General features: G+C 60.9%; 20 protein-coding genes. 9 read left to right on the top strand and 11 right to left on the bottom strand.

The features are described 5' to 3' along the window. Nucleotides 1–43 precede the first annotated feature (43 nt). The 7 genes from GFJ39_RS07280 to GFJ39_RS07250 form a co-directional block, all read right to left on the bottom strand. Nucleotides 44–967, bottom strand: a complete 924-nt coding sequence (locus tag GFJ39_RS07280) for a bifunctional riboflavin kinase/FAD synthetase (protein ID WP_153430708.1) — start codon at nucleotides 965–967, stop codon at nucleotides 44–46. Further along, on the bottom strand, nucleotides 964–1,647 hold the full coding sequence (gene mtnC / locus GFJ39_RS07275; protein WP_153430707.1) for an acireductone synthase: 684 nt from the start codon (nucleotides 1,645–1,647) through the stop codon (nucleotides 964–966). The genes GFJ39_RS07280 and mtnC overlap by 4 nt, the downstream gene beginning before the upstream one ends. A gap of 9 nt (nucleotides 1,648–1,656) precedes the next feature. Beyond that, entirely contained in the window at nucleotides 1,657–2,202 is a 546-nt protein-coding gene (locus tag GFJ39_RS07270) for a 1,2-dihydroxy-3-keto-5-methylthiopentene dioxygenase (RefSeq protein WP_153430706.1), read from the bottom strand. A gap of 2 nt (nucleotides 2,203–2,204) precedes the next feature. Next, a complete protein-coding gene (locus GFJ39_RS07265; RefSeq protein WP_153430705.1) occupies nucleotides 2,205–2,831 on the bottom strand; it encodes a methylthioribulose 1-phosphate dehydratase in 627 nt (208 codons plus the stop codon). After that, nucleotides 2,831–3,085: a twin-arginine translocase TatA/TatE family subunit gene (locus GFJ39_RS07260; RefSeq protein ID WP_153430704.1), complete on the bottom strand. Its 255-nt coding sequence runs from the start codon at nucleotides 3,083–3,085 to the stop codon at nucleotides 2,831–2,833. Before GFJ39_RS07260 ends, GFJ39_RS07265 begins: the two co-directional genes overlap by 1 nt. A gap of 70 nt (nucleotides 3,086–3,155) precedes the next feature. Beyond that, a complete protein-coding gene (locus GFJ39_RS07255; protein WP_153430703.1) occupies nucleotides 3,156–3,632 on the bottom strand; it encodes a CHAP domain-containing protein in 477 nt (158 codons plus the stop codon). Between the two features lie 2 nt (nucleotides 3,633–3,634). Next, the gene (locus GFJ39_RS07250) at nucleotides 3,635–4,249 is read right to left on the bottom strand and encodes a regulatory protein RecX (protein WP_153430702.1); all 615 of its coding nucleotides are present in this window, start codon (nucleotides 4,247–4,249) and stop codon (nucleotides 3,635–3,637) included. 65 nt (nucleotides 4,250–4,314) lie between these two features. On the opposite strand from GFJ39_RS07250, the gene GFJ39_RS07245 reads away from it, so the two are divergent. The 9 genes from GFJ39_RS07245 to GFJ39_RS07205 all read left to right on the top strand — a co-directional run bounded on the left by GFJ39_RS07245 (nucleotide 4,315) and on the right by GFJ39_RS07205 (nucleotide 14,866). Beyond that, complete coding sequence (locus GFJ39_RS07245; protein WP_153430701.1) at nucleotides 4,315–5,892, top strand: D-aminopeptidase; 1,578 nt, start codon at nucleotides 4,315–4,317, stop codon at nucleotides 5,890–5,892. A 168-nt stretch (nucleotides 5,893–6,060) separates the two neighbouring features. Then, a complete protein-coding gene (locus tag GFJ39_RS07240; protein WP_194285316.1) occupies nucleotides 6,061–7,257 on the top strand; it encodes an aspartate aminotransferase family protein in 1,197 nt (398 codons plus the stop codon). Next, on the top strand, nucleotides 7,254–8,207 hold the full coding sequence (argF, locus tag GFJ39_RS07235; RefSeq protein ID WP_153430699.1) for an ornithine carbamoyltransferase: 954 nt from the start codon (nucleotides 7,254–7,256) through the stop codon (nucleotides 8,205–8,207). Before GFJ39_RS07240 ends, argF begins: the two co-directional genes overlap by 4 nt. Beyond that, nucleotides 8,207–9,136 (top strand): Hsp33 family molecular chaperone HslO, encoded by a 930-nt coding sequence (hslO, locus tag GFJ39_RS07230; RefSeq protein WP_194285315.1) that lies wholly within the window; start codon nucleotides 8,207–8,209, stop codon nucleotides 9,134–9,136. Before argF ends, hslO begins: the two co-directional genes overlap by 1 nt. After that, nucleotides 9,133–10,092 (top strand): hypothetical protein, encoded by a 960-nt coding sequence (locus GFJ39_RS07225; RefSeq protein ID WP_153430698.1) that lies wholly within the window; start codon nucleotides 9,133–9,135, stop codon nucleotides 10,090–10,092. The genes hslO and GFJ39_RS07225 overlap by 4 nt, the downstream gene beginning before the upstream one ends. Before the next feature lie 19 nt (nucleotides 10,093–10,111). After that, on the top strand, nucleotides 10,112–10,927 hold the full coding sequence (locus GFJ39_RS07220; protein ID WP_153430697.1) for a hypothetical protein: 816 nt from the start codon (nucleotides 10,112–10,114) through the stop codon (nucleotides 10,925–10,927). Nucleotides 10,928–11,065: 138 nt separating this feature from the next. Continuing rightward, nucleotides 11,066–11,776 carry a gluconate 2-dehydrogenase subunit 3 family protein gene (locus GFJ39_RS07215; RefSeq protein WP_325062863.1) on the top strand — a complete coding sequence of 237 codons (711 nt, stop codon included), beginning with the start codon at nucleotides 11,066–11,068 and terminating at the stop codon, nucleotides 11,774–11,776. Nucleotide 11,777: 1 nt separating this feature from the next. Further along, the gene (locus GFJ39_RS07210; protein ID WP_153430695.1) at nucleotides 11,778–13,556 is read left to right on the top strand and encodes a GMC family oxidoreductase; all 1,779 of its coding nucleotides are present in this window, start codon (nucleotides 11,778–11,780) and stop codon (nucleotides 13,554–13,556) included. Next, a complete protein-coding gene (locus tag GFJ39_RS07205) occupies nucleotides 13,553–14,866 on the top strand; it encodes a cytochrome c (RefSeq protein WP_153430694.1) in 1,314 nt (437 codons plus the stop codon). The genes GFJ39_RS07210 and GFJ39_RS07205 overlap by 4 nt, the downstream gene beginning before the upstream one ends. 8 nt (nucleotides 14,867–14,874) lie before the next feature. Here the strand turns inward: GFJ39_RS07205 and GFJ39_RS07200 are convergent, their stop codons facing one another. The 4 genes from GFJ39_RS07200 to GFJ39_RS07185 are packed head-to-tail and all read right to left on the bottom strand — an operon-like array spanning nucleotide 14,875 to nucleotide 19,242. Further along, the gene (locus GFJ39_RS07200) at nucleotides 14,875–16,131 is read right to left on the bottom strand and encodes a glycine-rich domain-containing protein (RefSeq protein WP_153430693.1); all 1,257 of its coding nucleotides are present in this window, start codon (nucleotides 16,129–16,131) and stop codon (nucleotides 14,875–14,877) included. Further along, entirely contained in the window at nucleotides 16,131–16,817 is a 687-nt protein-coding gene (locus GFJ39_RS07195) for a hypothetical protein (protein WP_153430692.1), read from the bottom strand. The genes GFJ39_RS07200 and GFJ39_RS07195 overlap by 1 nt, the downstream gene beginning before the upstream one ends. 4 nt (nucleotides 16,818–16,821) lie before the next feature. Continuing rightward, a complete protein-coding gene (locus GFJ39_RS07190) occupies nucleotides 16,822–18,060 on the bottom strand; it encodes a hypothetical protein (RefSeq protein WP_153430691.1) in 1,239 nt (412 codons plus the stop codon). A gap of 42 nt (nucleotides 18,061–18,102) precedes the next feature. Further along, entirely contained in the window at nucleotides 18,103–19,242 is a 1,140-nt protein-coding gene (locus GFJ39_RS07185) for a baseplate J/gp47 family protein (RefSeq protein ID WP_153430690.1), read from the bottom strand. Nucleotides 19,243–19,248 lie beyond the last annotated feature (6 nt).

Here is a 19,248-nt window from a genome sequence, read left to right as displayed (position 1 = left end):
CGAAGCGGAAAAGGGGCCTGATAAATTGAGATCCACTAAGGCGTCAGGCGCCCAGAATGCTCCGGGCCTGTGCAGCATCGCAGGCGATCTGGGCCTTGAGCGCATCCAGACCGGAAAACTTCTTTTCGTCACGCAGCAGCGCGATCAGGGCAACACTGAGGGTCTGGCCGTACAGGTCTTCGTTGAAGTCGAAGAGATGGACTTCGAGCCGGCTTTCCTGACCGTCATTGATGGTGGGACGTCGGCCGATATTGGCGACGCCGGGAATAATGCGACCATCAGGCAGCGTGACGCGGGCGGCATAGACGCCGCGCGCGGGTTCGAGATGCTGCGTCAGAGGGATATTGGCGGTCGGGAAACCGAGAAGACGCCCGCGCTGGTCGCCGTGCATGACGGGACCCGTGATGCTCCAGGGGCGCCCGAGTTCTTCAGCGGCGCGCTCGGGATAGCCTTCCTGAAGCAGGCGACGGATGCGGCTGGAAGAAATCGGACCGCCTTCATCGGCAAGCTGGGGCACGATACTCAGGCCGATTCCATGCGGCGTGAGAAGCTCTTCGAGACGGTCGATATTGCCGTGACGGCGATGACCGAATGCGAAATCCGCGCCACAGGCCACATGCGCTACACCGAGACCGTTCGCAAGGACATCGTTCACGAACCGGTCGGCGCTCAGACGGGAGAACTCCGCATCAAATGGAATCTGAAAGACGTGCTCAACGCCCTGCGCGCCAAGGGCGGCGGCACGGACATCCGGCAGCATCAGGCGGAATGGCGGGTCCTGCGGACGGAACAGCGTGCGGGGGTGCGGATCGAAGGTCACGACCGACAGGGGATGATCGGGCCGTGCCATCCGCAATGTTTCGAGGAGATGCACATGGCCACGATGTACCCCGTCGAAATTGCCAAGCGCTGCCACCGTATTGCGGGCGGAGGCAGGGATATTGCGCCAGTCCGTATGCAGTATCATGCGACAGGCAGGCCGAACTGGCTGGAAACGGCGTTCAGATCCGGCGCCTGTGCGACACCCGGACGCGGGACGGTGCCGTCCTGTTCACGAACGAGCTGGCAGACGCTCATGCCTGCCTTCCGGGCCGCATCCAGCTCTGCGCCAATATCGGACAGGAACAGGATTTCGTCTGCGGGCAGGCCAACGGTGGCGGTGATCTTTTCGTAGGATGCCGCGTCTTTTTTCCCGCCGGTCGAAAGATCGAAGAAGTCTTCGAACAGAGGCGTCAGATCGCCTTGTGCCGTATGGCCGTAGAGCAGTTTCTGCGACGGGATGGAGCCGGAGGAATAGACGGCCAGACGCAGGCCGCCTTTCGACCATGCCTTCAGGACGGGCGGGACATCCGGATACAGATCGGCCTGAAGGGTGCCGTCCTCGAACCCCTGACGCCAGGTCAGACCCTGAAGCGTCTTGAGGGGGGCTGCCTTCACGTCCGCCTTCATCCAGTCCTGGCAGACTTTCAATGGGTCCTGTCCCGGATATTCCATGACGATATCCGCCCGCGCCGCCACGACCGTCGGGTTCGTGTAGTCCTGTATCAGGGCCGGAAGAGCTTTCGCGGCATAGGGGAACATGACGTCCCGCACGAAAGAGATCGGCAGGGTTGTGCCCTCGATATCAAGCAGGACGAGACGGATCATGGGGGACTTTCAGAGAACTTCGGCGGGAAAGCGGTTGGCGATGTCATCGCCGGTATATTGCGCGATCCAGCCGGTCGTGTCGGTGAAGACGCGCAGGGCCACTACGTCCGGATTCGGCCCGGCGTCGAACCAGTGCGGGATGCCTGCAGGCACGGAGATCAGGTCCCCTTGCGTGCACAGGACGGAATAGACGCGCCCGCGGATATGCAGGACGAACGCGCCCTGCCCGTGCACGAAGAAGCGGACTTCGTCTTCGCTATGGGTATGTTCGGAGAGAAATTTTTTCCGGAGTTCCGGAAGGTTCGGCGTAGACGCGTTGATTCGCACCACGTCCGCACTTCCCGCGCCAGTCTCGCCCATCAGCGTGTCGAGATAGGGGCGATAGGCTTCCAGAACCTCTTCCGCCGGGGCGTCGGGGGCTGGTGTGACGGGCGCTGACCAGCGGTCAAAGCGGATATTGTGCGGGCGCAGGGTCTCCGCGATCTCGCCGGGCGTGGTGACGTCCAGCAGGATCATGTCCGGGGTATCGTCGCGATAGACGGTCAGGCGGCTCATGGTCAGGCTTTCTTCTGCAAACGGGCGAGTTCGCAGGCCAGCAGGAACTCAAGCCCTTCGAGGCGCGCCAGAGCCGTGAACATGTCCCTGCCCCAGACATAAACACCGTGGCCACGGATCAGATAGCCGAGGCGCATGTCCGCGAGCTTGGGCGCGACGACCGTGGCCAGACGCGCGATATCCTGATCGTTGTGGAACAGGGGCAGGTCCAGACTCGTGTCATGGGTCGTCTGGCCTTCGAAGACCTTGAGGACTTCATAGCCCGCCAGCGTGATCGCGTCGGACGGCTCATCCATGGAGAGGATGGTCGCGGCGACGGAATGGCCATGCAGCACGGCCCCGATCGCGGGATCATGGGCGTAAAGCTGTGTGTGCAGCAGCGTTTCCGCGCTGGCGCGGCTGGCGGGATCGACCGGCACGCCATCCGGCGTGATCTCGATGACGTCGCTATCCGTCAGGAAGCCTTTGTGACCACCCGAGCGGGTGATCGCGATCCGGCCATCCGGCAGGCGGCAGGAGAGGTTTCCAGCCGTTGCCGGAACCCAGCCGCGCTGGTCCATTCTCTGGCCGGCCTGCACGATCTGGCGGCAGGCATTGCCCCAGTTTTCATCAACCTTGAGGGTCTGCATCAGGCCTGGTTGCGATGCGTTTCGCTGCTGGTCGTCTGGCTGTAGCCGGGATTCTGGTTCGGCGGAGAAATATGACCCGGCGCCTGCGGGGCGTCCGTCGTGGTCATGGATTCATCGTCGGCCATGTTCTTCTTGAAGGACTTGATGCCCTTCGCGAAATCTCCCATCAGGCCGCTGATCTTGCCGCCGCCGCCAAACACGACGAGCAGGACGACCGCCAGGATCAGCCAGTGAACGGGGCTCATGCTGCCCATAATGTATTACTCCGAAAAGCCAAGGCACCCATCATGTGGCAAGGCTTGGCCGATTGTGCAAGCATTCCTCTCAGGAAGCGTCGTCACTGTCATGCGATGAAATGAAGCCATAGGTCGGGTAAGCGCGCTTTCCCAGACCATGAACCGGCGCCCACCAGACCCGCACCAGCGTCCAGTCATTGCGGGCGGAGACATCCGTCACAGGCACGGCGTGGTCGATGCGGCCCGGCTCCCAGTTGGCGTGATCGACGAGGATCGTGCGGTCTGAAACCTGTCGGCGCACGATGGAGACATGGCCACTGGGAACACGGGACGTGGCGCGGAAAACCAGCACTTCTCCAGGGCGGGGCGTATGGGTATGGGCATAGCGTCCGCTGGACTGCCCCCACCATGAAGCCGCGCTTCCGCTCAGTTTCAGGCCGGTGCGTTCACGGGCATAGGGCGCGCATTGCAGCGGGCCGTTGAAGCTGGCGCGGCTGTATTCATAGCGGTTGCCGCAGGCCGCGAGCATCACGAGAAGACCGAGCGGCAGGAAGCGGGATGTCATGCTCACAGACTCCGGAACGCGATGATACGGTCTTCCGCCTCGTCGAGGTCCATGTCGAGCACGCTCTGCGCGACATCGCGGGAAAAACCATTACGGGCGAAAACACCCATGGCCTTGAGAGGATCTTCTTCCTCCCGGTCGGGTCGCTGGAACGGGCCGAGGCGGCGCTTGCGGGCCAGAACGAGGGCGGCAGCGAGTTCCGCTTCACGCGCGCCGCTGTCCGAGCGTTCGCCCAGCGAGTCGTTGAGGGCGTCGCGGACAGTCTCCTGATCGATGCCCTTGTTGGCGAGATGCGCTTCCACCGCGCGCCGGGAGCGACCGGTGCGGGTCAGACTGGTGGCACGGCTGCGGGCAAACCCTGCGTCATCCACGGCGCCCAGATCGGTCATGGACGCGACGATTCCGTCTATGGCGGGACGGAGGCCAGCGATGGCGGATTCGATATCTTCGTTCGGCAGACCGGCGTGCGACGCACGCACGCCCCAGCGGCGCAGGCGACGGTCCAGCATCTGACGCAGACCCTGTTCGGTCGTGGCGAAGCGGGCGAGATGCGCCAGAGCGGCCTCACGCAGGGACGCGGCATCCGGAACGGGGGGCGGGGCGGGGCTGTCCTCCATGATGGGACAATTATGCCGGGTGAAAGGCATTTACGGCAAGACGGTCTGGAGCCATCATTCCATCCATGAGCGATTCACTTTCTACCCGTCTTGAAGCGGCCGTCTCCGCCCTCCCTGCCCGCTTTCCCGGCCCCGGCGGGGCTGTGGCCGTTCTGAAGGACGGCGAGGTTCTGGTCCGGCATGGCTGGGGCTATGCGAATGTGGAGCGCCGCATTCCGTTCACGCCGTCCACACTGTTCCGCATGTGCTCCATCACCAAGCAGTTCACCTGTGGGACGCTGCTGGATCTGTATGACGATCCGTCGGAGCTGGACACGGATGTGGATGCACGTCTGCCGCAGCTCGACGAACCTTCGCCGGGGATGCTGCATCTGGCGCATAACCAGTCAGGGCTTCGGGACTACTGGGCCGTGGCGATGCTGCATGGCGCGCCTATCGAAGGGGATTTCGGAGACCGCGAGGCCCGGCGCGTTATTGAAGGAACGCGGACGCTCCAGTTTCAGCCCGGCACGTCCTATTCCTATGTAAACCAGAATTTCCGGCTGATTTCCGACATTCTTCAGGACCGGACGGAACGCAGCTTCGCCGAGTTGCTCCAGACATCCATTTTCAATCCGGTTGGCATGGAACGCGCCATTCTGGCCGCCGATACGCGCGCCATGCCGGATGGAACGGTCGGCTATGAAGGAACCGTGGAGAGCGGCTTCCGTCCAGCGGTCAACAATGTCATCTGGACGGGGGATGCCGGACTTGGGGCGTCTCTGGACGACATGATCGCCTGGGAGCGGTTCATTGATGCCACACGCGACGCGCCGGACAGTCTGTACCAGCGTCTGACCGCACCGGTGACGTTCAGTGACGGTCAGGCCGCGCCTTATGGATTCGGACTGCAACGCAGCACGATGTTCGGACGGGACGTGACGATGCATGGTGGTGCGTTGCGAGGCTGGCGGTCCCATCGGCTGCACATGGCGTCCGAGCGCCTGTCGGTCGTGGTGATGTTCAATCACATGAACGCGGCACAGGTTGCGGCGGCGCAGATTCTGGCAGCGGCTCTGGGCGTTCCATACGAGCCGGACCGCAGCACGCAGCCTCCGACGGCGCTGTATGGGACCTATCTGGAGCGGGAGACGGGGCTGTCGGCCCGAATCGAACCCGCACCGGGCGGGGCAAAGCTGCGCTATCTGATGGTGCCGGAGCTTCTGGAAGGGATTTCGGCAACGCGGGCTGAAGCGGGATCGGTCGTCGTGAAGGCGCAGGAGACCGCGGAAGGGCCGGAAGTCGTGGTGGAACGGCCGGGCGAAAACCGGACGGACCTCCTCATGCGCTGCGACGAGACGCCCGGCGAGGATATTGCCGAACTGGCAGGGGTCTATCGCTGCGAGGAACTGGACGAGGCCGAAGTCACCGTCACACTGGCGGGTGGCGTGGTTTATGGCGGTTTTTCGGGAATCCTGGGCGATGGCCGGATGGAAATGCTCCAGCGTCTGGCAAAGGATGTGTGGGTTCTGCCCTGCCCGCGCGCCCTCGATCACACAGCCCCCGGAGACTGGACCCTGGCGTTCGAGCGGCAGGGCGGGAGCGTGACGGCGGTGCGGGTCGGGTGCTGGCTGGCGCGGGATCTGCTGTATCAGCGGGTCTGATCTGCCGGGTTGACCGCCACATTCCGGCACGCCGGGGTTTGACGGAACCCCGTTCTGCCCTTCACTATGCGCTGGCGGAATTTGAAGCCCTGCTCCGGGCAACCGGGGCAGGGTTTTGCGATTCCGCATCAACCGTTTCGTTTTCAACCAGATATTCAGAGATCCATCATGATCCCCGCCCTGATGCCGAATTACAAACGTGCCGACCTTGCTTTCGAGCAGGGCGAAGGCGTCTGGCTGACGGCGACGAACGGGCGACGATATCTGGATTTCGGGGCCGGGATTGCCGTGACCTCGCTGGGGCATGCCCATCCGAAGCTGGTGAAGGCCATTGCGGAACAGGCCGCGAAGGTCATGCATGTCTCGAACCTGTACCGGATCCCTCAGGCCGAGAAGCTGGCGGAACTGCTGGTGCAGAACACGTTTGCGGACTCGGTGCTGTTCTGCAATTCGGGTGCCGAGGCCAATGAGGGCATGGTGAAGATGATCCGCCGCGCCCAGTTCGAGAACGGGCATCCCGAGCGGACCAACATTCTGTGTTTCGACGGAGCCTTCCACGGTCGGACGCTGGCCATGATCTCGGCTACAGGAAATCCCGCCTACCTCAAGGGCTTTGGCCCTGTGGTGGAGGGCTTCGACCATGCGTCGTTCAACAATACCAACACCCTGCGTGAGGCCATTACGCCCCACACGGCGGGTATCGTCGTCGAGCCCGTTCAGGGTGAGAGCGGCATCAAGCCCGCGACCCGCGAGTTCATGGAAGGGCTGCGCGCCGTCTGTGACGAATTCGGGCTGTATCTGGGCTTTGATGAGGTCCAGACCGGTGTTGGCCGGACGGGCAAGCTGTTCGCACATGAATGGTATGGCATCCGTCCGGACGTGATTTCGGTGGCCAAGGGGATTGGCGGTGGCTTCCCGCTGGGCGCCGTGCTGGCGACGGAAGAACTGGCGCGGCATCTGACGCCGGGTTCCCACGGGACGACCTTTGGCGGCAACCCGCTGGCCTGTGCGGCCGGTGTGGCCGTTCTGGAAGAAATCCTGAGCCCCGGTTTTCTGGAGCATGTCCGCACGGTCGGGGATGCGTTCGGCAAGATGCTGGAAGACGTTGTCAGCCGTTCGGAAGGCGTGTTCGACAATGTCCGCGGGATAGGACTGATGCGAGGGCTGCACTGCGTGCCGCCGGTCGCGGACGTGATGCAGGCGGTGCTGTCTCAGGAACTCCTGACAGTCGGTGCCGGAGACAACGTCCTGCGACTCGTGCCACCGCTGATCGTGACGGAAGCCGAATGTCGTGAAGCCTGCGAACGGCTTGTGAAGGGTGCCCTGTCCCTGAAAACCTCCGTCAAAAAGGAGAACGCATCATGAGCAAGACAGCAGCGACCCTGACTCCGAGACATTTCCTTGATCTGCGCGATTTCAGTCCCGAGGTCATCCGGCAGATCATCGACCTTTCCGCGAAGGTCAAGGCCATGCAGAACGGCCGCCAGCGACCGCTGCATCCGGCCCGGCCACTGGAAGGCCGCAGTCTCGGCCTGATTCTTGCCCAGCCTTCGACACGCACCCGAGTGTCGTTCGAGGTGGGGATGGGGCAGCTCGGCGGGTCCGTTTCCGTACTTTCACCAGGCGACATGCAGCTTGGCAGAGGCGAGACAGTGGCGGATACAGCCCGTGTTCTGTCGCGTTTTCTGGACGTGATCGTGCTGCGGACCGGGAATGACGCCAATCTGCGCGAACTGGCGAAGTGGAGTTCGGTTCCGGTCATCAACGGCCTGACGCCCATCTCCCATCCGATCCAGATTCTGGCGGATGTCCTGACGTTCGAGGAACATCGCGGGCCGATCCGCGGCAAAACGCTGGCCTGGATCGGAGACGGTAACAATGTCGCCACGTCTCTGATGGAGGGTGCGGCCCTGCTGGGCTTCAATGTCCGCCTCGCAACGCCGGCAGGTTTCGCCCCCAATCCCGAAGCCGTGGCGTGGGCGCAAGCTCATGGCGCGACGATCGAGGTTTTCCGTGACCCTGCGGAAGCCGTGGCCGGGGCTGATGCAGTCCTGACGGATACCTGGGTCAGCATGGGTGACAAAGACCGTGAAACGCGCCTCAAGGTGTTCCAGCCCTATCAGGTCGATACGGCGCTGATGGCAAGAGCGGCGACCGATGCCCTGTTCATGCACTGCCTGCCTGCCCATATCGGGGAAGAAGTGACGCCAGAGGTCTTTGAAGGCCCGGCGTCCGTTGTCTTCGATGAGGCGGAAAACCGCCTGCACACGCAGAAGGGCCTGCTACTCTGGGCTCTCGGGAAAGAAAACGGTTGATGGATACTCCCCCCTTTCTTGATACGAACCGTCCTGAAGTTCCGAACATGGTCGTTTCGGGCGGTGTCATGCCGTTCTATCTGGAACGCTCGCCCGTCCGGGGCCGTCTGGTGCGGCTCGGACCACTGGCAGACGCCGTCCTGTCGCGTCACGACAATCCCGATGCCGTCTCCCGGCTTGGCGGCGAGGCTCTGGCACTCGTAGCCGCCATGGTTTCGGCCCTGAAGTTCAAAGGGGCCTTTTCCCTTCAGGTCAAGGGCGATGGGCCGGTTTCCATGCTGGTGGCGGATGCGACGGATAGCGGGGATCTGCGGTTTTTCGCGCGTCTGCGTGAAGATGCCGATCGCGATGCACTGCCCGGAACCGCCAAGGAGCTTCTGGGTGACGGCTATATGGCGTTCACCATCGATCAGGGGCCGGATATGGACCGGCATCAGGGCATCGTGGACCTGACGGGCACGACGCTCGCCGATATGGCGATGAACTACTTCCAGACCAGCGAGCAGCACGACTGCTGGATCCGGCTGTTCTGTACGAAATCAGCGGATGGATGGAAGGCCGGTGCACTGGTTCTGGAGCGGATTGCGGCCGAAGGCGGCATCGAGACCACCGAACAGGACGAAGATGCGTGGGAAACCGCCTGCACACTGGCCGAGACGGTGACGGAGCAGGAAATTCTTGATCCGGACCTGTCGAACGAACGGCTGATCCATCGGCTTTTTGGTACGCTGGATGTCCGTCTGGGCACTCCGCGCGCGCTGGCCTATGGCTGTCGATGCAACCGGGCAAGGCTCGCATCCGTTCTGGAAACATTCCCCGATGACGACCTCGACCACATGGTCGAAAATGGCGCCATCACGATGAACTGTGAATTCTGCAACGTGGGTTTCCGATTCACGCGCGATGAACTTGGAGCACGCTCTGCATGACTCTGCCCCTGCTTGATGACGTGAAGCTCGATGGCTTTCCGGTCGAGCAGCTTTATCCCGGCTGGGCGCCCCTCAGTCGGGCGCCGGTAGCGGATGATTTCAGCGTTGTGGTGTTTACTGAAGAAAACACCAGCCGGCAGGCCTGCTGGTGGCTTGAGAGCGAAAATTATCGTGCCAGCCATGTTCTGGCGCTGGATCCCTCCTTGCGGAAACGCCTTCTGACCGCCATGGATCCGGTGTTCTGGCCGCTGGCATCAGGCGTGCTCGGCTCTCCCCTGCCCGACCGGACCGGACCATCCTGCGACAGCCTGCCCGAAATCGCCACGAACGAGCTTGCCGGTTCCTGGCTTGAAGGATACGCACCCCATACACTCCTTCTGCCATCAGGCCATGCGGATAGCGGCGAGGCACTCCCATGTCCGAATGGCCGCAAAATCGGCGCGAACCGGATAACGGCCCTGCTGGCTGCCCAGCGCGGAAACGGCCCGCTGATCGTTTCTTCGCCCTTCACAGCGCTCCCTCTACTGGCGCAGATCACGTTCCAGACGGGTCCCTTAAGTGTCAGCCGCTTTCAGGAAGCCGATACGGTTTTCTACCTGATCTGGAACGATGCTCTTCCGGCGCTTCGCCCCTCTTTCTATTATCCCGATGCCCCGCTGCTCATCAGTGATGATCCGGGCGGCGCCATGATCCCGGGGCTGATCCTGAGCTGGTACGCGCGCCATCCCGAACATGCGGCGCTGATCCGCGAGGCGCGCGCCTTCAGGGCGGAGGATTTCGGTGTCGGACAGGCGTCCGGCCTGCGCCCGAAACCATCAGACGAAAATTCCCCGTCCCCACCGGCTGCGCCAACTCCCTCGTCACTCCCAATGGAACAACCGGCTTCCGCTCCCCCCCCTCAAGCGTCTAGACAGGGGTTGAAAAGTCGACTCAAGTCCCTTTTCGGTCGTCTGTAGCGCCTTCAGGAGACAGGATATGCGCGTACGTTACTGGACTGGTCTGAGTGCTCTGGTGCTGTCCCTTGGCGTAGCGGCATGCTCCGATGGAGATGCGGACCAGACCTTTCCTCCGCTTGATTACAGCTATCTGTCCCAGATCCATCTGAACGTGGCCTCCATTGACGTGCAGGATGAAGCCCCCGCTGCGCCGGACTCACTGTCCGCAAAAGCACCTGTTGCGCCGGATCAGGCCCTGAAGGCCATGGCAAACCAGCGCCTGGTGGCCAGCGGAACCTCCGGCAAGGCCGACTTCATCATCAAGCAGGCCTATCTGAACCGGGCAGGCGATAACGTGGTAACCGGCGCCATGGACGTACAGCTCAACGTCGCGGATGCCGGCAACCAGCATACCGGCTTCGTCCATGCGCGCATCACCCACAAGCTGGATGTGGGAGACCGGGATCCGACCTCGCGCAAGGAACTCTATACCCTTACCAGCCAGATGATGCAGGACATGAACGTGGAACTGGAATTCCAGATCCGCAGGAAGCTTCTTTCCTGGATGACGGATGCCACCGGAACTCCGCTCGTCAATGGCGGTATCCAGCAGCAGGCGCTTGGAGCGCCTGGAACAGAACCGGTGGCAGCCCCGACAACGCCGACACTTTCTACAGAGACTTCCACAGGATCAGCCACGTCCGAAAAAGCCGCAGCACCCGCAGCCACTCCGAGCGCACCGGACGCCATTTTCCCCACAGGATCCGACACAGAGGCGACAACGACAGCCACCCAGCACTCGCCCCAGCCCGGAATACTGAAGCTTCCCTCAACAGACAGCACTGAAACGCACTGATTCACGCCTCTCGTCATGTTGTGATGAGCACATGTCTGGTGAACTGCGCCTGCCTTCGTTAGGGAGAGGGCATTCTTTTTGTAAAATGACCGTTTCCAGATTTTCTGTCATTTCTGGTTCTACTGTCCGGAGAAACCTGTGCCCCCCATGGAACCGACACTGAACCGTCCGCTCCGCCGCAGTTTCGTGAAGGGGCTTCTTGGGACCACGTCATTCTGGATGGCTTCGGGAAATGCCTCATGGACGGCAGCGCTGGCGGCTGAGGCAGCCCATCCCTATCAACCCACCTTTTTCGATACGATGGAATACCGGTTTGTAGAGGCAGCCAGCGAGCGCCTCTTTCCTGCTGACGATAACGGGCCGGGCGCAAAAGCGCTGGGGGCGGCGGAATTCATCGACCGTCAGATGCAGACCCCTTATGCCCGGGGGGAAAACTGGTACATGTCCGGCCCCTTCCAGCAGGGACCGGCCAATCTGGGGTATCAGCTCCCCTTTGCACCGCGCGACCTGTATCGCAAGGGCATCGCAGGCGTTGAGCACTACACCCGACAACATTACGGCAAAGGCTTTGCAGACCTTCCGGCGGTGCAGCAGGATGAAATCCTGACGGCGCTGGAAGGGGGATCGGTCCAGCTAGGGGAAGTCCCGGGACGAGTCTTTTTCGAGCAGCTCCGGACCAATACACTTGAAGGCACCTTCGCCGATCCGCTTTACGGCGGCAACCGGGGGCTTGGCGGCTGGATCATGCTGGGTTTCCCTGGCGCCAAGGCGGATTTCATGGACTGGGTCAATCAGGAAGGCGCTCCCTATCCCCTCGCACCGGTCTCCATTGCAGGGGAGACCGCTTAAGATGGGCAGGACGCATGTTGATGCAGTCATCGTTGGCGCTGGCTGGGCCAGCTCGATCATGGCCAAGGAACTGACCGAAGCCGGACTGTCAGTCATCATGCTGGAACGTGGCCCCGAGCGGACGACACCCGTCGAAGGTGCTTATCCGGAATCGATTGACGAACTGCGCGGCGCCGTGCGCAAGCGCCTTTTCCAGAATCTGTCCCAGTCCACGGTGACGATCCGCAACACGATGGATCAGACGGCACTGCCTTACCGTCAGCTCGCAGCCTTTCTGCCCGGAGAAGGCGTGGGCGGCGCAGGACTGCACTGGTCGGGAGTGCATTTTCGCGTTGCCCCCGAAGATCTGAGACTGCGGAGCTCCGTGATCGAACGTTACGGTGCGAAATTCATTCCCGAAGGCATGAACCTTCAGGATTATGGCGTCACCTATGAAGAACTCGAACCGTTTTTCGACAAGGCGGAAAAGGTCTTTGGAACGTCAGGGGAAGCGTACAAGGTTCAGGGAAAAATCATCGGAAACGGAAATGTTTTTTCTCCGGATCGTTCCGATAATTTTCCACTCCCAGCCCTGAAGGACACCTTTTCAGCATCGATCTTCCGCGATGCTGCAAAAAATGCAGGATATCATCCCTACGCCCTGCCTGCTGCCAACGCATCACGACAATACACCAATACCTATGGCTGTCAGATGGGACCATGCAATTTCTGCGGTTATTGCAGCGGCTATGACTGCTACCTGTATTCCAAGGCCTCGCCCAACGTGAATATCCTGCCCGCATTACGGCAGGACCCAGGATTTACCCTTATCCCGAATGCCCATGTCCTTCGGGTCGATCTCGACCACACGAAAACGAAAGCAACCGGGGTGACCTATCTGGATACGAAGACCCGGAAAGAAACCTCGCTTTCTGCCGATCTGGTGGTCCTGGGTGCGTTCCAGTTCAACAATGTTCATCTGATGCTGGTGTCCGGAATTGGGAAACCTTACGATCCGGTCAGCAATACCGGGACGGTCGGGCGCAATTTCGTTTATCAGACCATTACATCCTCGCGCGTCTGGCTCCCCTCTTCGACCTACACCAACCAGTTCGTCGGAGCCGGTGGAGCCGGTGTGGCCATTGATGATTTCAACAGCATGAATTTCGACCATGGGCCGCTTGGTTTTGTGGGGGGATCGCCTGTCTGGGTCAATCAGGCGGGTGTGAAACCGATTGCCGCCGCCATAGGCGCTGGCGGAGGTGGAACACCACGATGGGGCTCGGCCTACAAGAATGCCCTGATCAATACCTACAAGCATTCGCTGGTTATTGATGCCCATGGAAGCAATATGGCGTATCGGGATGTCTATCTGGATCTCGATCCGACCTGGAAAGATGTTTACGGGCAGCCACTGCTTCGCATGACCTTCACGTGGAAGGACAATGATATCCGCATGAACCAGTATGTCGTCAGCAGGATCGAGCCCATCGCCCGCGCGATGGGGGCGACAAAGATGAATCTGGTTCATCTCAATGCCGGGCAGCCCTTTGACACCCGTAATTATCAGACCACCCATCTGGGAGGTGGCGCCATCATGGGAGACAATCCCCAGACAAGCGCGCTCAACCGCTATCTCCAGAGCTGGGATGTATCCAATGTCTTTGTCATCGGATCGAACGCTTTCCCGCAGGGAATGGGCTATAATCCAACGGGAATGGTGGCCGCTCTGGCCTACTGGGCCGCACATCACATCCGGACGACCTACCTGAAATCCCCCGGCCCCCTGGTGAAAGCATGAAGTGGCCGCTGGTCATCGCGTGCTTTCTGGGGATGGGTCTCACAGCAGAAGCCACAGCGCAGGCCTCTGACAAAGCCATTGTAGAAAAAGGACGCTATCTGGCCGCAGCGTCCGATTGTGCCGCCTGTCATTCCGTTCATGGCAAACCGGAGTATTCCGGAGGTGTATCATTTTCCCTGCCAATGGGAAAAATCTATTCCACCAACATTACTCCGGATCCCGATCACGGGATCGGCCGCTATACGGAAGCCCAGTTCGGACAGGCGTTGCGACAAGGCATCCGCCGGGATGGCTCGACACTTTATCCCGCCATGCCCTTTCCGTCCTATGCCCGACTGACAGACAGCGATATTCACGCTCTTTTTGTCTATTTCAGGGACGGCGTTAAAGCCGTGCCGGTTTCAGCACCCAGGAACGAAATTCCCTGGCCGCTTTCCATTCGCTGGCCTCTGACATTCTGGCGCTGGGCCTTTGCTCCCACGCCCCATAAGGCGATCGCCAGCACGGCAGAAGAGTTCACCGACCCACTGCTTGCGCGGGGCGCCTATCTCGTGGAAGGACCCGCTCATTGCGGCGCCTGCCATTCTCCACGCGCCATCACAATGCAGGAAAAAGCCCTGACTGCGCATGACGGCAGCCTTTACCTGGCTGGTGGTGCACCCGTAGATGGCTGGATGCCCCCATCACTCCGCCAGGAAAACCGGACTGGACTGGGCCGCTGGAGCGAGGAGGACATCGTTTCATTCCTCAGGACCGGCCGTTCGAACACCGGTAGCGTTTTCGGCTCCATGACCTCGGCCATTCTGCACGGCACACAGAAACTGACGGACAACGACCTGCACGCCATCGCACATTATCTCAAAAGTCTGCCGCCCGCCGACCGGACACAGACGCCATGGACGTATGATCCCACGATCACCGAGCAGCTTCACAAAGCGGATCTGTCCTCACGCGGCGCCCGCATCTATGTCGATCGGTGCGCAGCCTGTCACCGGACTGATGGAAAAGGCTATCCAGCCGTCTTTCCAGCCCTGGCTGGCAATCCTGTCATGATGCAGAGCGATCCTGTGTCTCTCGTTCACATCGTCCAGAAGGGCGCGAGTCTTCCCGCCATGACAGCCGCGCCCTCTTCCATCACCATGCCCGCTTTCAATCACAAGCTGACCGATCAGCAGATTGCCGATGTCGTGACCTTCATCCGCCATGCCTGGGGCAACAACACCTCTCCTGTTTCGGCAGAAGACGTCAGACAGTTCAGCAAGACCATGCCCCCGCCCGATATGGCAGATGATACGCTCTCACTGAACTGAATGCCGCCTCAGGGCAGGAAGCGGTACAGCACACAGCCCTGAAACCCGGTGCCACCACTGGAAGACACCCCCTCAGCCGTTGCGGAGTAAGAACCGCCGCCACCAGCGCCATACCGCGTTGCAAGGCGCCCACCCTGGTTGCCACAACGTCCCGCACCTCCCCAGGGACCATCCCCACCATATCCGGAGAAGGTATAGGCATTGCACTGCCCGTCCCCACCAGAGGTTCCGCTCTGGTTCCAGATCGTGCCGCCGGAAGCATTGCCGCCCACACCGCCCGCAGATCCGGTCGTGGAATAAAAACTTCCGCCCTGTCCACCTTCGGCCTGAAGGAGCGTCTGCCCGTTGTAACTCACAAGGGAGGTTCCTCCCGTCTGCTCGGACCCGCCGCCACTTCCGACGGTAATCGCCAGACCATTCCCCTGCGTGGGGCTGACGGCATAGATACCCCAGGCATCTCCCCCACCACCGCCACCGGCACCAGAAAACGCACCGGCAGTCGTCATCGACTGAGAAGCAGCACCGCCGCCGCCGCCGCCGATAACGCGCAATTCCACACGGGATGCCCATGCTGGAACGGAAACCGAGCCATTTACAGTCAGCAGCGTCATGGGTTCCGTGCAAGCCTTGAGCAGAGCCTGCGTCGCCAGTTCCGGGATGGTCGGCCAGAAAACCTGCCCTGGCTGAACTGCCACACCTGACAGGCTGCTTGCCCCCTGCGGCACCGCGATCGTATAAAGTGCGACAACACATCCGCCAGCAGGAGCGGAAGGCGGATTTGCAGCACCCACCAGAGAAATCACACCTGCCCGGCGCACCGGCAGCGCGCCACCGTCATTCTGGATTCCTGCCTGCGTCTGCGACGGATTGCTGGCATTGAAAAACGGCAGCACGGCCGGATCGGCATCCTGCTCGGAGCAGACTGCATAAACGGTATAGGTATTTCCGCTCCCCGGAAGCGTAACAGTCTGCGATGTCGTACTGATATACTGGCATGTGAGAGCCGTTGTATCCGCCGCAAGCCCCCCGCCATTGCCGCCCAGGTTGGTGGCGTCCATGACGCCCGGCGCCAGGATCGAACCCGCCTCGACCGTCAGGCTCAGATCGCTGGAGGATGCAGAATATCCCAGTCCGGACGCTGCCATGACATTCGGACCGTACAGCATGGACGCCAGGTTTCCGAAAGCGGCCTTGGTATATCGCCCGGCCCGCAGAAGATCCGTGTCGAGCGGGATGGATCCCGCATAAACGATTGCCCGGTCCATTAATTTTTCACCTTGATCCAGCCGGTAACGCCCATGGCCGCCGTCTGATCGACGGCGCGGCAGACTGTCGCCAGATCTGCGGCCTTTCCCAACTGTGTTTCTACAAAGAACTGACCACCCTGAAGGCTGCCGTAACGCAGGGCCGCCGCACCATAACCGCACCCCCCGCCCATGGCAGGCGACGTTGCGCACCCAAAGGCATGGCAGTCAGCCGCATTGAGGGTTTCAATGATGACCGGCTGGACGCCGGTCGCTGCGACGATCGCATTCGTCACGGCCTGCCGGGTGTTGCGTTCGGCAAACAGCGAAGCACTGATGCGCTTGCGATAGACGGCATCTGTCTCGGACGCCTGGCGGATCAGACCGCCTTCACCGAAGTAATCCCCCGCAGCCATGTCTAAAAAAGCGCCGCTCATCGTCGAAAGACGCATCTGCTGAGAACACTCCAGCATCAGTTGCCAGATGCCAGCCAGGACAGCACCAAACCCGCGCAGAAGCGCAGCCAGTACCGGTGCCGCATCCTCATCCAGCCCCTGAGGCTCCGACGGAAACCACCCCTTGGGCAACAGGCGCCGGAGCCGACCTGAAAAATCCTCTACCGAACCTGGAGCAGGTCCCGTATCAAAAAGAATGCTTCCATCCGATGCCCGGAGAATATCCCGGCCTTCTTCATTGAGAATACCCATCCGATCATCCCCCAGCCTGGCTAGGGCTCATCAGTGGGATACGATAATCGGCACCATTGATGTTGATATGAAGAAAACCACCATCTGCCACAGCCGGCATCGTGCCTCCGGCCCCAGTGACCGGCGATGTCATCTGAATCTCTCCCCCGCTTGCGGGAAAAAGTCCAAGATTTCCCGAACCTCCCGTTCCTTCCTGCACATACAGACCCGCTGCCTGAGTCCCGGCTCCCGCCTGAACCTGAAGCGCATTGGTCGGGCTGGCCATGCCGGCAATCGAGAAGAGTGTTTCACCCTCGATATTGCCAAACAGGATTCCGTCATCGGTAAATTCCTGCCGCGTGCCACTGGTACGTTCCGTCACCGTGGAGCGGACAAATGCCCCCACATTCGCCCCCGCCACCCCGGAAACGGTCTCGGGCGTATGCCATTCGACGGCATGATTCCGCGCCAGAGAAACAGCCGACGCATATCCGGAATCCTTCCCATCCGTTCCCGTCAGGGACTGGGCACCAAAAACGATACCCGTCTGCCATGAATTCGGATTAGAAACAAATACTATTCCCGCTGCGGCATCGGACGTCCCGGACGTCTGCCCACCACCTGCGCCAAGCTGGATTCCATACACGCCACCCCCGACATTCGGCGCATAAGGCGTGGACTGCCCCACGGCAAGACCACCGAAATTGACGGCCTCAAGTTCCATCCCAAAAGTCGGCTGGTAATCCACTCCGGCCATCCGCCACGCTTCACCGTAATAGGCATAGGCAGTGGTCGTGGTAGGATTGGACGTATCGTCGGAAATCCCCCAGGACGCCACTCCGATGGAGCTAGGCTGAAACCCCAGAACCGAAGAGCCGCTCACCGCATCCGACGTCCGCGACCCCGCGACGAACGCACTGTTGCCAAACTGCGCAACCGACGCGCACTGGGCATCCTGCAATGCCCACGGACCAATGGACGTCGCTGCCATGGTCTCCGACAGCCAGTCATTTTCCGAAGAACTGGCCCGATCACTCAGAGCAGGATTCTCCGCCGCAACGCCGACAAGAAGCCGATCCGCAAAACGTTTTACCTGCGCGCCCTTGTCGGCATAGAACTGACCACTGGCCGAAACGCTGACAGAAGCTTCAGCCACCTGGGCCACAGTCGCCGTCACTGTCCGTGTTCCGCTGGCATCCGCCAGAACAAGGACCTCTTCTCCCGTCAGGGATTCGAGTTTCGGATATGTATTAAATACCGCCATGAAAATTCCTCATCCCTGCCGATGGATCCAGATCCCGGATCCTCAGCCCTGAGTGACATTGATCTGAATGCTTCCAACCACGAGCGCCTGATTGCCATTGGCAGGAATATCAGCCTGCCCTCCATTGAGACGGACATTCAGAACCGACGTCACGGAGATTCCCGCGCCCGCATAGGCCAGGTAGGAAAGACGGCTATACGGATATCCGGCCCCCACGGTCATCGCGGCAATATCTTTCGACACGACAGACTGAATGGCGCTTGCCGCCTGCTGAACCGAAACGGAAGACGGCACCACAACATCCATGGACACATCCACCGTCAGAACCTGTGGAACCTGCACACCAAACCCGACCCCCAGGGCCCGAACAGAATCAATGACCTCATAGACATTCGACAACAGCTGATCCGACGGCCCCCCACTTCCGTCATTGACCACAGCCGTAAAGTATCCGCTCCGCGCAACACCCGCCGCATCCAGACCATCCCGGAGCGAATAACTCAGATCCGTCTGGACGTTGGCAATGGCATTCCCCACTGCGGCCCGACTGGCAGAAGCCTTCGCCGCCAGCCAGAGCGGAAAACGTGCCCTCAGCTGACTATCCGTCTCCTGGTCGGAACCATTCAGGAAAGGCGCCGGATTCGTCACGGTATCCAGCCCAGAGACCGCCGTACCCATCAGGCAGATCGCACCGACCGAGACATTTCCGGCCGCCCCCGCCACCTGGCACGAAACAGGCACAGACAGCGTCGTCATACCTGCCTCACGAACATATCCGCCAGCAGATGCGGACCATGTCGGCAAGGACTGATCCTGCGTCACGACAAAGGATATTCCCCCCACAGTGCGCACAATCACTCCGGGCGGAACAACCGCCGACTGCTCGCTGGCTATAAAGGACGTAAACGTCACAAGCCCTGTCGCTGGCGTTCCCGGCAGACGGGTCATGCCAAAATCATTGACGAAACTGTCACAGTCCGATCCCGTCGACGTCGCCAGACGGGTCCGTAACAGTGATTGCAATACCAGATACTGCAACCACAATCCCACACCGCCGACACCTTCCATAAGCGCCCGAACAGGCGATCCGATGGAAACATCCAGCAGTTGGGAACATGAGGCCTGCGCCGTTGTCACTGCCGCCGAAACAGTCGTGGAAAAGGAACGTAAGGAGAGAGACATCGCATC

It is taken from the genome of Gluconobacter aidae, assembly GCF_009547075.1.
Lineage (GTDB): Bacteria > Pseudomonadota > Alphaproteobacteria > Acetobacterales > Acetobacteraceae > Gluconobacter > Gluconobacter aidae.
The sequence above is the reverse complement of the archived record's forward strand: the minus strand, read 5'-3'. Positions and strand labels throughout refer to the sequence as shown.

Coding starts and splice junctions, on each gene's coding strand:
- GFJ39_RS07280 (WP_153430708.1), bottom strand. CDS start 967: ATGATACTGCATACGGACTGGCGCAATATCCCTGCCTCCGCCCGCAAT.
- GFJ39_RS07205 (WP_153430694.1), top strand. CDS start 13,553: ATGAAGTGGCCGCTGGTCATCGCGTGCTTTCTGGGGATGGGTCTCACA.
- mtnC (WP_153430707.1), bottom strand. CDS start 1,647: ATGATCCGTCTCGTCCTGCTTGATATCGAGGGCACAACCCTGCCGATC.
- argF (WP_153430699.1), top strand. CDS start 7,254: ATGAGCAAGACAGCAGCGACCCTGACTCCGAGACATTTCCTTGATCTG.
- GFJ39_RS07260 (WP_153430704.1), bottom strand. CDS start 3,085: ATGGGCAGCATGAGCCCCGTTCACTGGCTGATCCTGGCGGTCGTCCTG.
- hslO (WP_194285315.1), top strand. CDS start 8,207: ATGGATACTCCCCCCTTTCTTGATACGAACCGTCCTGAAGTTCCGAAC.
- GFJ39_RS07200 (WP_153430693.1), bottom strand. CDS start 16,131: ATGGACCGGGCAATCGTTTATGCGGGATCCATCCCGCTCGACACGGAT.
- GFJ39_RS07255 (WP_153430703.1), bottom strand. CDS start 3,632: ATGACATCCCGCTTCCTGCCGCTCGGTCTTCTCGTGATGCTCGCGGCC.
- GFJ39_RS07220 (WP_153430697.1), top strand. CDS start 10,112: ATGCGCGTACGTTACTGGACTGGTCTGAGTGCTCTGGTGCTGTCCCTT.
- GFJ39_RS07265 (WP_153430705.1), bottom strand. CDS start 2,831: ATGCAGACCCTCAAGGTTGATGAAAACTGGGGCAATGCCTGCCGCCAG.
- GFJ39_RS07210 (WP_153430695.1), top strand. CDS start 11,778: ATGGGCAGGACGCATGTTGATGCAGTCATCGTTGGCGCTGGCTGGGCC.
- GFJ39_RS07245 (WP_153430701.1), top strand. CDS start 4,315: ATGAGCGATTCACTTTCTACCCGTCTTGAAGCGGCCGTCTCCGCCCTC.
- GFJ39_RS07225 (WP_153430698.1), top strand. CDS start 9,133: ATGACTCTGCCCCTGCTTGATGACGTGAAGCTCGATGGCTTTCCGGTC.
- GFJ39_RS07195 (WP_153430692.1), bottom strand. CDS start 16,817: ATGGGTATTCTCAATGAAGAAGGCCGGGATATTCTCCGGGCATCGGAT.
- GFJ39_RS07185 (WP_153430690.1), bottom strand. CDS start 19,242: ATGTCTCTCTCCTTACGTTCCTTTTCCACGACTGTTTCGGCGGCAGTG.
- GFJ39_RS07190 (WP_153430691.1), bottom strand. CDS start 18,060: ATGGCGGTATTTAATACATATCCGAAACTCGAATCCCTGACGGGAGAA.
- GFJ39_RS07270 (WP_153430706.1), bottom strand. CDS start 2,202: ATGAGCCGCCTGACCGTCTATCGCGACGATACCCCGGACATGATCCTG.
- GFJ39_RS07240 (WP_194285316.1), top strand. CDS start 6,061: ATGATCCCCGCCCTGATGCCGAATTACAAACGTGCCGACCTTGCTTTC.
- GFJ39_RS07250 (WP_153430702.1), bottom strand. CDS start 4,249: ATGGAGGACAGCCCCGCCCCGCCCCCCGTTCCGGATGCCGCGTCCCTG.